Source organism: Ralstonia edaphi, assembly GCF_958350185.1.
GTDB lineage: Bacteria > Pseudomonadota > Gammaproteobacteria > Burkholderiales > Burkholderiaceae > Ralstonia > Ralstonia edaphi.
In genome coordinates this window covers 159,238-173,347 of sequence record NZ_CATWHI010000003.1, presented here as the reverse complement: position 1 = coordinate 173,347, position 14,110 = coordinate 159,238, and the positions used below count along the sequence as shown (strand labels likewise).

At 65.9% G+C, this 14,110-nt stretch carries 12 protein-coding genes; all 12 read right to left on the bottom strand.

Annotation, left to right across the window (positions count from 1 at the left end):
- Positions 1-133 precede the first annotated feature (133 nt).
- The gene (locus R2669_RS11195; RefSeq protein ID WP_316900149.1) at positions 134-1,249 is read right to left on the bottom strand and encodes a hypothetical protein; all 1,116 of its coding nucleotides are present in this window, start codon (positions 1,247-1,249) and stop codon (positions 134-136) included.
- A gap of 372 nt (positions 1,250-1,621) precedes the next feature.
- A complete protein-coding gene (ybeY, locus tag R2669_RS11190) occupies positions 1,622-2,434 on the bottom strand; it encodes an rRNA maturation RNase YbeY (RefSeq protein WP_316900147.1) in 813 nt (270 codons plus the stop codon).
- Between the two features lie 12 nt (positions 2,435-2,446).
- Complete coding sequence (locus R2669_RS11185; protein WP_147214605.1) at positions 2,447-3,439, bottom strand: PhoH family protein; 993 nt, start codon at positions 3,437-3,439, stop codon at positions 2,447-2,449.
- A 21-nt stretch (positions 3,440-3,460) separates the two neighbouring features.
- On the bottom strand, positions 3,461-4,831 hold the full coding sequence (gene miaB, locus R2669_RS11180) for a tRNA (N6-isopentenyl adenosine(37)-C2)-methylthiotransferase MiaB (RefSeq protein ID WP_027678172.1): 1,371 nt from the start codon (positions 4,829-4,831) through the stop codon (positions 3,461-3,463).
- Between the two features lie 52 nt (positions 4,832-4,883).
- On the bottom strand, positions 4,884-5,297 hold the full coding sequence (locus tag R2669_RS11175; protein WP_316900144.1) for a hypothetical protein: 414 nt from the start codon (positions 5,295-5,297) through the stop codon (positions 4,884-4,886).
- Between the two features lie 90 nt (positions 5,298-5,387).
- Positions 5,388-6,386, bottom strand: coding sequence for an NAD(P)/FAD-dependent oxidoreductase (locus R2669_RS11170; protein ID WP_316888535.1), 999 nt, complete (start codon positions 6,384-6,386; stop codon positions 5,388-5,390).
- Between the two features lie 140 nt (positions 6,387-6,526).
- Positions 6,527-7,447, bottom strand: a complete 921-nt coding sequence (locus tag R2669_RS11165; protein WP_316883708.1) for an OmpW/AlkL family protein — start codon at positions 7,445-7,447, stop codon at positions 6,527-6,529.
- Between the two features lie 211 nt (positions 7,448-7,658).
- Positions 7,659-8,576 (bottom strand): DUF1571 domain-containing protein, encoded by a 918-nt coding sequence (locus R2669_RS11160; RefSeq protein WP_316900142.1) that lies wholly within the window; start codon positions 8,574-8,576, stop codon positions 7,659-7,661.
- 20 nt (positions 8,577-8,596) lie between these two features.
- The gene (locus tag R2669_RS11155) at positions 8,597-10,336 is read right to left on the bottom strand and encodes an AMP-binding protein (RefSeq protein ID WP_316900140.1); all 1,740 of its coding nucleotides are present in this window, start codon (positions 10,334-10,336) and stop codon (positions 8,597-8,599) included.
- 87 nt (positions 10,337-10,423) lie between these two features.
- Positions 10,424-11,743: an acetyl-CoA C-acetyltransferase gene (locus tag R2669_RS11150; protein WP_102064544.1), complete on the bottom strand. Its 1,320-nt coding sequence runs from the start codon at positions 11,741-11,743 to the stop codon at positions 10,424-10,426.
- A 4-nt stretch (positions 11,744-11,747) separates the two neighbouring features.
- Positions 11,748-12,668 (bottom strand): MaoC/PaaZ C-terminal domain-containing protein, encoded by a 921-nt coding sequence (locus R2669_RS11145; protein ID WP_316900137.1) that lies wholly within the window; start codon positions 12,666-12,668, stop codon positions 11,748-11,750.
- A gap of 7 nt (positions 12,669-12,675) precedes the next feature.
- Positions 12,676-14,088, bottom strand: coding sequence for a 3-oxoacyl-ACP reductase (locus R2669_RS11140; RefSeq protein WP_316900135.1), 1,413 nt, complete (start codon positions 14,086-14,088; stop codon positions 12,676-12,678).
- Positions 14,089-14,110: the final 22 nt, after the last annotated feature.

Genomic DNA, 14,110 nt, shown 5'->3' with positions numbered 1-14,110 from the left:
CCAGCATACACCAAAAGCCCTGCCGTCCCGATGACGGGGGGTGGCCGCCCGGCCTCCGGAAGTGGCTTCTATTTCACATCTGGAGGCCGGGTTCGGGCGCGTTGAGGAGGACGATCTGCCGAGGGGGAGGCGGTCAGTCGTGTCCGCCTTCGCCGCCGCGTTGCTGGCCGTTGCCGTGCGCGTTGCTGCCTTCGTTGCCTGGGTGATTGCCGTTCTGGCGCCAGTCGCCGTCGTCGTGACGATGATGCCGGCTGTGCCCGCCTGACTCGTCGCCGCGATCGTGGTTGTCTCCGTGGTCGCCCTCACCGCCGCGGTCGTGGTCGCCTCGGTGGTTGCCGCTTCCGCGGTGGTCGTGATTGCCGCCATGATCGTGGTCACCGCCGTGGTCGTGGTCGCCGCCGTGGTGTCCGTCACCGCCGTGGTCGTGATCGCCGCCGTGGTGTCCGCCGTGGTCATGATCGTGGTCGTGATCATGGTGGTGCCCGTGATGGTGACCGCCTCCGTGGCAGCTTCCGCACGGCGATGGAACGGGCGATGGGCTCGGCGTTGGCGTTGGCGTCGGGGCGGGGGTCGGCGTTGGACTTGGAGTCGGGCTGGGCGATGGAGCCGGCGACGGGCTGGGCCCAGGGCTCGGTGTCGGTGCTGGCGTGGGGCTGGGGCTGGGCGACGCGCCGGGTGCGGGTGCCGGTGTCGGGCTGGGCTTGGACGGCTGCGTGTTGTTCCCGCTCGGTGGCGGCACCTCGTTGTTGCTCGTCGGTGTTGTTGCCGCCGATGCCGGTGCCGGGTCTGCGGGACGCGAATTGCTGTGATACCGGCCCAACGTGCTTGCGCCGCCGTAGGCTGTCCAACGTCCGGCGATTTCCATGTCGACACCGGCGAGCCAGTGGTCGCCTGTGGCCCCGACGCCCACCAGCGCCTTGCTGCTCGCAAAGTCGTAGCCGCCGCCAATGAGCGCCTGCACGCTCGTGCTGCCGACGACTGCCTGCACGCGCGGCCGGATGGTGCCTTGCGCGATCATCAGGTTCACCTCGGCGCCCACCACGTTGTTGCTGTCAGAGATGTTGACGGTCCGGCAGCCGACCACCGCGCCCGGATGCCACGCACCGTCGAATACGACGACGATGCCCGCATAGCACGATTGCTTGTGATCAGCGTGCGCAATGCGCGGCGTGACCGCGAGCGCCGTGCCGACACCCACGCCAAAGAGCAGCGTGGCCCACGGAATGCTGTCCATGAAGCGTTGACGCATGATGACCTCCCCGCGGTGGCCTTGCCCGTCTGTGCGCGGGTTGGCCGATGGCGCTCGTTTGCGCCGAATTCGTGGAGCCCGCTCGAGCGGCGGCTTATGCGTGGAGGATAGGAATCGCTACGGCAAAACCCATGCACCATACGGAGAGCGGCGAGGGTGCCGGATGGCGGACGGCCCGTGCGATGTGTGTGAGCGATTCGAACGGCGCGAGCCTGCGCCAAATGGCGGAGGGAAACCCGCAAACCGTTGTCAGGACTGGTTTTGCGTCAATGCGGGTTGATTCATCGTTGAAACAGCATGCTGCACGAATGGAACATGCAAAAGCAAAACGCCGGCGCGAGGCCGGCGTTTGAGCAGCAAGTGCGTTGCGCTTCAACGATCTGCGTACGGATCGGCAAAACCGAGGTCGCCGAGGATTTGCGTTTCGATGCCTTCCATTTCCTTCGCATCGGCCGGGTCTTCGTGGTCGTAGCCCTGGGCATGCAGCGCGCCGTGCACGATCAGATGCGCGTAATGCGCGAGCAGCGGCTTCTTCTGTTCCTTCGCCTCTTTTTCGATCACCGGGCAGCACAGCACGATGTCGGCCGAGACCGGGTCTTCCGCATTCTCTGCGTAAGAGAAGGTCAGCACGTTGGTGGCGTAGTCCTTGCCGCGATAGGTGCGGTTGAGCGTGCGGCCTTCTTCTTCGCCGACAAAGCGCACATTGAGCTGCGCATCCGCAAACAGCGCGGGAGCGATCCACCCCTCGATGTCGCGTTCTTTGGGCAGCGCCTTGCGAGCGGCAGCCTTGAGTTCATCGCCGTACTGCACCGTCAGGTCGAGCGTGAGCATCTCGGCGCCGGCGGTGTCGTCATCGAAGGCTTCTTCCGTGGAGTCGGCGAACTCGGCGGGCTGGGTTTCGATGCGCAACGTGATGCTGTCGTGGTGCTCGGGGCGCAGCGAGAGCATGGCGTGCATGTCGGCGTCGGCGTGTTCGGCAACCAGCGTGATCGGCCCATCTACGGTATTCGGCAGACCGAGGATCAGGCTGCGGCCATCGGCAAAGGCGATGCGCACGGCGCTTGCATCCACCGTCTTGGGTTTGCCTTGGGCGTCGAACACGTCGACGCGCGGGCCGAACGACTCTGCGGCCGCGGCCTGGGTTTTTTTGGTTTTTGCTTTGGTATCGGTTTTTGCTTTAGCCACGTTCAGGCGTCCTTATGCATCTTTATGCTGGGCATGGAATTCGTCATAGGCCTCGACGATGCGCGCCACCAGCGGGTGCCGCACCACGTCGACGCTGGTGAAGCGCGTCATCGCCACGCCGCGCACGTCACGCAGCACGTGCTGCGCTTCGATCAGGCCGCTCTTCTGGCCGCGCGGCAGATCGATCTGCGTGGTGTCGCCGGTGATCACCGCCTTGGAGCCGAAGCCGATGCGCGTGAGGAACATCTTCATCTGTTCCGGCGTGGTGTTCTGGGCTTCGTCCAGGATGATGAAGGCGTGATTGAGCGTGCGCCCGCGCATGTAGGCCAGCGGCGCGATCTCGATCATCTGGCGCTCGAACATCTTCTGCGTCTTGTCGAAGCCGAGCAGGTCGTACAGCGCGTCGTACAGCGGACGCAGGTACGGGTCGACCTTTTGCGCAAGATCGCCGGGCAGGAAGCCCAGGCGTTCGCCGGCTTCCACGGCCGGGCGCGTCAGCACGATGCGCTTGATGGCGTCGCGCTCCAGCGCGTCCACGGCGCAGGCCACGGCCAGATACGTCTTGCCCGTGCCGGCGGGGCCGATGCCGAACGACAGGTCGTGCGAGAGGATGTTGCGCAGATACGCGCGCTGCATCGGCGTGCGGCCATGCAGATCGGTGCGCCGCGTATGCAGCACGGGCGACAGATCATTGCCGTCCGGCTCGTCGGCGCTCGATTCCGGCAGGTAGGCCCCGTGTGCGGCCACCTGGCGGGTTTCCACCAGGCCGAGCTGGATGTCGTCCACCGACAGCGACTCACGCGCGGCGTTGTAGAACGTTTCCAATGCGTTGGCCGCGCCCTGCGCGTTGGCGCCGCGCACGGTGAACTTGCTGCCGCGCCGGTTGATGGTCACGTCCAGCGCCTGTTCGATCTGGCGCAGGTTTTCGTCCAGCGGACCGCACAGGTTCTGCAGGCGCGTGTTGTCGTTCTTGGGCGCCGTGAATTCTGCGATGGTTGGTTTCATCAAATCGGGTTGTGTCGATGATCAGTGAGTCGTGCTGGCCGTGCGCTGTTCCGCCACTTCGCCACGCAGCGAATGCGGGAAGGCGTGCACGATGCGCACGTCCAGCATCTGGCCGATCAGCTGGTCGCGGCGCGCCTGCGGCAGATCGGGCAGCGCGAAGTTGACGACGCGGTTGTTCTCGGTGCGGCCGTGCAGTTCGGTCGGATCCTTGCGCGACGGGCCTTCCACCAGAATGCGTTGCACGCTGCCGACCATGCCCTGGCTGATGCGTGCCACGTTCTCTTCGATGGTCGCCTGCAAATGTTTCAGGCGTTCGAGCTTGACGGCCTGCGGCGTATCGTCGGGCAGGTTGGCCGCCGGCGTGCCGGGGCGCGGGCTGTAGATGAAGCTGAACGAGGTGTCGTAGCCGATCTCGTGGATCAGGTCCATCGTCTTGGCGAAGTCGGCATCGGTCTCGCCCGGAAAGCCGACGATGAAGTCGGTGGCGATCGAGATGTTCGGCCGGATCGCGCGCAGCTTGCGGATGCTGCTCTTGTATTCGAGCACCGTGTAGCCGCGCTTCATCGCCATCAGGATGCGGTCGGAGCCGTGCTGCACGGGCAGGTGCAGGTGGTCGACGAGCTTCGGGTTGGTGGCATAGGCCTCGATCAGGCGCGAGGAGAATTCCTTCGGGTGGCTGGTCGTGTAGCGGATGCGCTCGATGCCCGGAATCTCGGCCACGTATTCGAGCAGGAGCGCGAAATCCGCACGCTCGCTCGTATCGCCCATCTTGCCGATGTACGCGTTGACGTTCTGGCCCAGCAGCGTGACTTCGCGCACGCCCTGTTCGGCCAGGCCGGCCACTTCGGCCAGCACGTCGTCGAACGGGCGCGAGACTTCTTCGCCGCGGGTGTAGGGCACCACGCAGTAGCTGCAGTATTTCGAGCAGCCTTCCATGATCGATACGAAGGCGCTGGCGCCGTCCACGCGCGCGGGCGGCAGGTGGTCGAACTTCTCGATCTCGGGGAACGACACGTCGACCTGCGAACGGCCCGTGCGGCGGCGCGCTGCGATGAGGTCGGGCAGGCGGTGCAGCGTCTGCGGGCCGAAGACCACATCCACGTAAGGAGCGCGCGCCACGATGGACGCGCCTTCCTGACTGGCCACGCAGCCGCCCACGCCGACCACGAGGTCCGGCTTGAGCGCCTTGAGTGCCTTCACGCGGCCGAGTTCGGAGAACACTTTCTCCTGCGCCTTCTCGCGCACGGAGCAGGTGTTGAAGAGGATCACGTCCGCGTCTTCGGGCGTGTCGGTGGGGACGAGACCTTCGGCCGCGTTGAGCACGTCGGACATCTTGTCCGAGTCGTACTCGTTCATCTGGCAGCCGTAGGTTTTGATGAAGACTTTTTTCATGTGCCGTTCACAGTGGTTGACCTGGGGGCACGTGCTTCGTGGGGCGTTCTGACTACCGGGACTGCGCTTGCGCCTGACTTTGTGCGGCCACCGCAGCCTTGTAGTCGTCATCGCTGACAACCCAGGCTGTCAGCAACTGCTGATACAGGTCGAGCTGATAGCGCACCTTGAACGTCTGGCCGACCACCGAACCCGGCGGCAGCAGCCGCCCATCCAGTGACAGGATCCGCACGCCCGGAGCAAAGCGGATATCGGCGCTGCTGCTTCCGAAGCCCAGCAGCAGGATGCGGACGATGCCGGTGCTGCCGGTACTCAGCGTGCCGGTATTGGCCGAATTGACGGTCAATTGGGCCGCCGGGGCCGTCGCCGGAATGTTGCGCAGCACCTGCGCATGAGACAGCAACGGCGCCGACGCTGCAGCAACGGCAGCAAAGGCGAGGGCGAGGACTTGGCGTCGGGTGCGCATGGCGTCGTCAGGAGAAAGCCACAGCCGGGTGAGCGACCCGGCACACGAAACACGAGACAACCCGATATTGTAGCGTTCCGGGCCGAACTCTTATAGCGCTTCGGCAATCTTGGCGGCCAGTGCGACGCCGCTCAGGAACGCGGCTTCCACGCGGGGGCCTTCGCACCAATCGCCGCAGGCGCCCAGGCGAGCGGCGGCGTCCCAGTGGCAGGGCATGCCGGCAGACTGCTCGACCAGCGCGTGCGGCCACAGGTGCGCGGCCATCAGGTCGGGCTCCGGCGTACCGGGGAAGGCTTCGGCAAAGCGGGCGTGCATGGCATGCAGCACCTGTTCCGGCGTGTCGTGGGCATGCGCAGCCGACCAGCCCGGTGACGCATGTACCACCCAGGATTCATCGACCATGACGCGGCCCGGCTTGGTGTTATCGCGGGCGGCCCAGGCCAGCATGTCGTCGTCGATGCGGATGCCGTCATACGGCAAGCCGAGCGGTTGCGCAAAGCCCATCATGAGCGCCCAGCACGGGGCGTAGTGCACCGGGGCGATGGTCTCCTGCAGCGATATCGGTGTAGCGCCATGAAACAGCGCCGGCAATTCGGGCGCGGGCAGGGCCAGGGCGATGATGTCGGCGTGCGCGGTGTCCGTGCCGTTGCGCTCGATCGTCCAGCGCCGGCCATCGTGCGCAACACGCGTGACGGCGTGGCCGAAGCGCACATCCAGCGGCGCCGCCAGGCTGCGCACCAGCGCGCCCATACCCGGCAGGCCGACGTAGCGGGCTTCGTCACGCGAATCAGCTTGCAGGGCGTCGGCCGTGCGATGGCCCCAGCGCGCCGGCCAGGGCAGCACCGAGCCCTGGCGCCCAGCAGCATCCACTGCGCGGCGGAAGGCCTCGCTGCGCACGTTGAACGACTGCGCACCGTGGTCGAACGCATATGCCGGCGCCGACTCGGGCAGCACCGTGGTGGCCAGCCGCCCCCCGACACCGCCGGCACGTTCGTAGACCGTGGTGGCAATGCCTTCAGCGGCAAGCGCGTTGGCACAGGCAACGCCGGCAATGCCGGCTCCGACGATGGCGATGGAAGGCTGGCTCATGGATGTGAGGTGGGTGCGGGGCAAGGAGTCGGGAAATCGGCGCGCAAATCGACGCGTAACAGTCCGCCATGATATCGGGTCGCGCCCCAATGAAAAACGCCACCCGAAGGTGGCGTTTTGCGATGGAGCAATTCAGCGGCTTAGAACTTGTAACCCACAGCCAGCCCGAACACGATCGGGTCGACCTTGATGTCGGTCTTGTTGACTGCCAGCACCTGGCCTTGCTGACTGCGGATCGTGATGGTGGAGGTCGTCTTCAGCGGCAGGTACGACACCGTGCCGATGGCGGTCCAGTTCTTGGCGAACTCATACGACACGCCCACGTTGGCGACGGGCGTCCACGAGCTGGAGGTCTCCGCCGTCACCTTGGCCGGGCCCGTCGGCACTTGTCCCATGCCGAGCTGCAGCACCTGCCCCAGGTTTTGCAGCGCGTTCACGAAGTTCGAGTTTAGGCGCAGATTGGTGAAGAAGTTGTAGCTGACGCCAGCGCCGAGGAACGGGCGCAGCTTGCTTTCCTTGGTGCCGAAGTAGTACTGCGCGACGATCGCCGGGCTCCATTCACGCACGGTGGCAACCGGGTTGTTTTGCGGCAGGCCCAGGTTGATGAGCGTCAGCGGCCCGACCACCGGCACTGGGGCGATCACATTACCGCTGCCATACAGGTTGAATTTGGGCGGAACACCACCCACGAACGTGCCGGCGATGTTGTCGTTAAAGAAGTGCGTGAACGTGAGCGACAGCGTATTCGCGTTACTGACTTTCACGTCAGTTCCTGGCGACTGATAGGTGCCAAGGCCGAGCGCGCTGGTGGTGGTCGTCAGCGGCGTGGCGGAATCCATCGGGCGGATGTAGAACCAGCCCACTGCCATGACGTTGCGGCCCCAGACGTAGTTGTCCATGAAGCCGCTGAAGCCGCCACCGCCGCCGGTGCTACTGCCGCTGCTGGCGCTTGCGGCCACGTTGGCCTCTGCGGTGGATTGGGCTTGGGCGAGGGGGGCAGCAAGGGTGCTGGCGGCAGCGCAGGCAAGGGCTGCAGCAAAGCGGCGGGCAGTGCGGTTCATGTGGTTGTCTCTCTGGATTGGATTGTTATCACGCCTTGGTGTGGCGATTTGTGTTTCGGCAGCATAACGCAGCGCTTTTGTTCGGTTGCGCTGCGATGACCGAAGTTTTCCTCTAGCGTGTACGCACGCAACAAGGGGTTTCCCCTAGTCTCGTTTCATACTCTCCACCGGTCGGCGGAGCCTTGGCCCACAACGGTCTACGGGCGGCACTCTAAAATTTGTATTCCGGATTCTTAGGGTTGAAAGTCTGGTCGTTCCAGGTCTTGCGCGTCACGCTTTCAATGACGATTTTCTCGAGCTGATTGCCCGATTCGTCCCACGCTTCTTCAATGCGCACCCACGGGTTTTTCAGGTCGAAATACAGGCGTACGCGCTTGGCGTAGAACGTGGGCGGACCGCTCGGCGCATCCCAGGTTAGCCGCAGCATGCGCTCGCCGTCTTCGGTCACCATCTTGGCTTCGTTGAACTTGCCGCTGCCGCCGGCTGCCACGTGGGCGCGTCCGTCGCGCTCGACCGAGTCGACGATGAACTGCAGCCCAAGCTCGCGCGCCGTGTGGTTCGACTGCGATTTGGCCAGCGAGCCATCCAGCGCACTCCAGATCGCCACGAAACCGACAAGCCCGCCAAGGTGGCCGTACATCTCGTCTTTGCGTACGGTTTCGTCGTAGATGATCTCCTGGCCGGCGTGCGCACCGCCCTTGAGCCAGCGCGCGTAGACCTGGCGAGGTGCGTTGCGGTAGCGGATCAGCATGAGCGCCGGCTGGCTTTGCCACTGGTCTTTCACGCGTTCCTGGCGGCGCATGCGGTATTCATACTCAGGCAGCTTGGCCACTTCGGCCTTGAGCCAGCGCACCAGCGTTTCGGGTTTCATGGCCTGCGCCATGGCCAGGACGTCTTCGTCGGACCAGGCCGCAAACGCGTTGGCGTTGACCTGGCTGGCGAGCCAAGCCGTCTGCCTGGCGATGTCCATGGCGGCAAAGCTGCCGATGGCTGCCGATTGCGATGCGGTGGCCGATGCGGCGGTCGGTGCGGCCGCGGCAGACGCAGAAGCATCCGGCGCGGCTGGCTGAGCCCAGGCGCGTGCGGCGCCGGCCAGCACCGTGGCCAGGGCGAGGGTACGCAACTGCATACAGTTCTCCGGTGTTGGCGTTATTGCTGCGCTTGCGCGCGGGCGCGCTTGATGTCCGGATCGGCGTCGCGCAACTCGCGGCGCAGGATCTTGCCCACCGTCGACTTGGGCAGTTCTTCGTGGCGGAACTCGACGATGCGCGGCATCTTGTAGCCGGTCAGATGAGCGCGGCAGTGTTCGAGCAGCGCGGGCTCCGTCAGCGCGCCGGTGCGCGGCACCACGATGATCTTCACGCGCTCGCCCGCCACCGGATCGGGCACGCCAATGGCTGCGACCTCCAGCACCTCAGGATGCAGCGCCACCACGTCTTCGATCTCGTTCGGGTACACGTTGAAACCCGAGACCAGGATCATGTCTTTCTTGCGGTCGATCAGGCGGATGTAGCCGTTGGCATCCATCACGCCAATATCACCGGTGGAGAACCACCCTTCGGCGTCGATGGATTTGGCGGTTTCATCGGGTCGCTGCCAGTAGCCGCGCATGACTTGCGGCCCACGCACCTGCAGTTCGCCGGGTTCGCCCAGCGGCGCGATGGTGCCGTCGTCGCGCTTGAAGCGCACTTCCGTGGAAGGCGCGGGCAGCCCGATCGTGCCGCTGAATTCGGTCACGTGCGGCGGGTTCATCGACACGACAGGCGAGCATTCCGTCAGCCCGTAGCCTTCAACGATGGTGTGGCCCGTGACGTCTTTCCAGCGCTGCGCAATCGCCCGCTGCACCGCCATGCCGCCACCAATGGTGATCTTCATGGCCGAGAAATCGCGCTTGGCGAAGTCCGGATCTTCCAGCAGCGCATTGAACAGCGTGTTGACGCCGGCAATACCCGAGAAACGCTCGTTGCGCAGGATGAAGATCACGCGCTTGGTGTCGCGCGGATTGGCGATCAGGATATTGCGCCCGCCCAGCGTCATGAACATCAGCAGGTTCACTGTAAGCGAGAAGATGTGATACAGCGGCAGCAGCGTGACGTTGGTTTCCACGCCGCCGTTGAGCATGCTCTTGGACCACTCCTCCGCCTGCAGCAGGTTGGCGATGATGTTGCGGTGCGTGAGCATCGCGCCCTTGGCCACGCCCGTGGTGCCGCCGGTGTATTGGAGGAAGGCGATGTCTTCCGGCGCCAGCTGCACGGGCTGCAGCGCGCGTGAGGCGCCCGCGGCCAGCGCATTGCGCAACCAGACCGGCGAGGGCAGCTTGTACGGCGGCACCTGCTTCTGCACGTGGCGCATCACGAAGTTCAGCGCGCGGCCCTTGAGGTTGAGCGCACCGCCCATCAGGTCGCCGATGCCGGTGATGACGATGTTGCGCACATGGCTGCCGGGCAAAGCCTGCTCCAGCGTGCGCGCGAAGTTTTCCAGCACGACGATCGTTTGTGCGCCGGAATCGCGCAGCTGGTGCGCCAGTTCCGGCACCGTATACAGCGGGTTGACGTTGACGACGATGGCACCGGCCAGCAGCGTGCCGAACAGGCACACGGGGTACTGCAGGCTGTTGGGCAGCATGATCGCCACACGGTCGCCCTTCTTCACGCCGCGCGACTGCAGCCACGCCGCAAACTGCTTGGCTTGGCGCTCGCACTCGCCGTACGTCATTTCGGTGCCGACACTCACGTAGGCGACGCGGGTGCGGTACTTCTCCACCGATTCGCGAAACACCTCGACCAGCGAGTGATAGCGGTCGGGGTTGATTTCGGCGGGCACGCCTTCGGGGTATGACTTCAGCCAGATGCGATCGGTCAGATTGCTGCGGTCGGCAACGGTGTTCATGGTGTCTCCGTCCATGAAAGACGCGGCGTGGTTTTGTTATGTGCCGCGCGGGTTGGATGAGCGGGCCGTTCCCGTAGGCCCGTCGGTTCAATGCGACATGTTTTCGGGGCGCTCCAGGATGGCGACCACACCTTGGCCGCCTGCCGCGCAGATCGACACCAGACCGCGCCCGCTGCCGCGCTGCGCCAGCATCTTGGCCAGCGTCGCGACAATGCGTCCGCCGGTGGCGGCAAACGGATGGCCCGTGCCAAGCGAGCTGCCATTCACGTTCAGCTTGCTGCGGTCGATGCTGCCCATCGGGGCGCTGCGGCCGAGCTTCTCGCGGCAGTATTCCGGCGATTCCCACGCCGCCAGCGTGCACAGCACTTGTGCGGCAAAGGCTTCGTGGATCTCGTAGTAGTCGAAGTCCTGCAGCGTGAGCCCCGCGCGTTGCAGCATGCGCGAGACGGCATAGGCCGGCGCCATCAGCAGCCCTTCGTTTTGCTCGGGCGTGCCGCTGAAGAAATCGACGGCAGCCGTATCCGCGCAGGTCATGTAGGCGAGGACGGGCAGGTTGTGCGCGCGGGCCCAGTCTTCGCTGGCGAGCAGCACGCACGATGCGCCGTCCGTGAGCGGCGTGGAGTTGCCGGCCGTCATGGTGCCGGCTGCGCTGCGATCGAAGACCGGCTGCAGCTTCGCCAGTTGCTCGAGGGTCAGGTTGCTGCGCAGGTTGTTGTCGCGATCGAGCCCCAGGTGGGCGGTCATCAGGTCGGTGAAGAAGCCGCGCTCGTAGGCGGCCGTGAGGTTGTGATGGCTGCGCAGGGCCAGCGCGTCCTGATCTTCGCGACGGATGCCCCAACGCTTGGCCATCAGCTCGCAGTGTTCGCCCATCGACAGGCCGGTGCGCGGCTCGCTGTTGCGCGGCAGCAGCGGGCGCACGAACATCGACGGCCGCAGGCCGGCCAGCGCCTTGACACGCGCGCCGGTGGACTTGGCGCGGTTGGCCTCCAGCAGGATCTTGCGCATCTTCTCGTTCAGGCCGACGGGCGCATCGGAGGTGGTATCCGTGCCGCCGGCAATGCCCACGTCGATCTGCCCCAGCGCGATCTTGTTGGCGACGAGGATGGCGGCTTCCAGCCCCGTGCCGCATGCCTGCTGGATGTCGTATGCGGGCGTCTGCTTGGCGAGCGTGGTGGAGAGCACCGTTTCGCGCGTCAGGTTGAAATCGCGCGCATGCTTGATGACGGCGCCGGCCACGACTTCGTCCAGGCGCTGGCCGTGCAGGTTGAAGCGGTCGATCAGGCCCTGCAGCGCGGCGGTCAGCATCTGCTGGTTCGACGCCGTGGCGTAGGCCGTGTTCGAGCGGGCAAACGGAATGCGGTTACCGCCGAGGATGGCGACGCGGCGCAGCTGCGCGTTGACGAGCATGAATTCAGTCTCCCGTGTTTTCTTGTTGTGCCTGCGGCAGCGTCAGCATGCCGCGCAGATAGGGTTTGTCGCCCGCGGCGTTGCGCACTTCAAATGCGCGGCCGGGTGAGGACTCGTGGGCCTGCCACAGCGTCGCCGCCCCGGGCAGCGACAGCGGCGTCTTGAATTCGGCCACCACTTCGCCTTGCGTGAGCGGTGCGGCGGGCAGCAGCGCGGCCAACGCACGCGCCTTCGTCCACATGCCGTGGGCGATGGGATGCGCAAAGCCGAACAGCTTCGCGCCGATGCCGGACACGTGGATGGGGTTCCAGTCGCCCGACACGCCGGCGTAGCGTCGGCCGGTATCGGCGGGCACATCCCAGCGGCCATCGGGCGACAGGTTGTGCGCACCGGGCAGCGCGATCAACGGCGCCCCCTGCGGAGACGGCACGCCCACGCGCAGATAGGTCGACAGCGATTCCCACACCACCGCGCCGGCCTTGACGATCGCGGTTTCGATGGCGAACGCCTGCCCGCGCGCATGCTGGAACAGCCGGCGCGGGCGCACTTCCACACGCACGCGCTCGCCGGCCTGCAAACGTTGATGTTGGCGGATCGTGTTGCACAGATGGACCAGGCCGATCACGGGATAGGGAAACGCCGATTCCGTCATCAGCATGAGCTGCAGCGGAAAGCCGAGCAGGTGCGGATACGTCATCGGTACGCCATGCGCGGGCGAGAACCCGCACACCGCCGCGTACTGGGCGATGTGTTCCGCTTCGAGCGGCACTTCCTGCCGCACCAGGGTGTGGCGCGGGAGCGGGCCGCCGCGCCTGCCTTTGCGTTGCGACAGCAGCGCGCGCCAAGCCAGCGCCCCTGGCGAGGGCGGCTCGGTCACCAGCGTCTGGGTCGCGGTCATCGGACAGGACAGGGCCAACGTGCGCATGGTCGTCTCAGGCTCCGAGCAGGCTTTGCCCGCACACGCGAACGATGTTGCCCGTCACGCCATTCGATGCTGGGTTGGCGAACCAGGCGATCGTCTCGGCCACGTCGACGGGCTGGCCGCCCTGGCTCATCGCATTCATGCGGCGGCCGGCTTCGCGGATGGCAAACGGCACGGCCGCGGTCATCTGCGTCTCGATAAAGCCCGGCGCAACGGCGTTGAGGGTGATGCCGCGCTCGGCCAGCAGCGGCGCGCCTGCTTGCACGAGCCCGATCACGCCGGCCTTGGACGTCGCGTAGTTGGTCTGCCCGAGGTTGCCCGCAATGCCACTGATGGACGACACGCACACGATGGCGCCCCCCGCAAGCAGCGCATGGGCGGCAAGCAGCGCGTCGTTGATGCGCAACTGCGCGGCGAGGTTGATATCGAGCACGCTGCGCCACGCGGGTTCGGTCATGCGGGCGATGGTCTTGTCGCGCGTGATGCCGGCGTTGTGCACGAGGATGTCGATGCCGCCCAAGGCAGCAAGTTGCTGCGCGAGCATAGCGGGCGTCTCGGGCGCGGCAATGTCGTAGGCCATGGCCTCACCGCCGATTTCCTGCGCGACCGCGTTCAGTGCTTCCTGCGCGGCGGGCACATCCAGGCACAGCACGCGGGCACCGTCACGCGCCAGCACATGCGCAATGGCCGCGCCGATGCCGCGCGAGGCGCCGGTCACCAGCGCGGTGCGCCCGGCCAGCGGCTTCTGCCAGTCCACCGAAACCGCTGGCGCCCGATGCACGCGCACCACCTGCCCCGAGACATACGCCGAGCGTGCCGACAGCAGAAAGCGCAGCGTCGATGCGGCGACGTTTTCCGCGCCCTCGGCCACGTAGACGAGTTGCGCCGTGCAGCCGCGCCGGACTTCCTTGCCGAGCGACCGCGTCAGTCCTTCCAGCGCGCGCTGCGCGATCGCCGCCTCGGGCGTCTTGCAGCCCTCCGGCGGACGGCCGATCACGACCACGCGCCCGCAACGGCCGATGGCCCGGACGCCATCGTGGAACACGTGATACAGCGCGTCGAGGCCGTCGACGGATGCAATGCCCGTGGCATCGAAGACGATGCCGCCAATGCGATCGAACGCCTCGCCTTCTTTGCCGGTGGGAGCGACAAACCGGCCCGTGATCTGCCCGTGCCGGTTGGCGGCGCCAAGCCATTCCGGATCGCTTTCATGAAAGCGCGTGGGGACGCCCGTCTCGGCAAACAGCGCGGCGAGCGTCTCGCGCATGGAGCCGCCCGGCGCCGCGCCCACCAGGAACGGCCCGACAAATTCCGGTTCGCCGGGCACATAACGGCGCAACGGCACGGGCTGCGGCAGGCCGAGGTTGGCCGACAGCCACTTGCCGAAACCGGAGCCGACGAAATCGAGGTACTTGTCTTGCATCGTTGTTGTTGTCGTTGGTCAG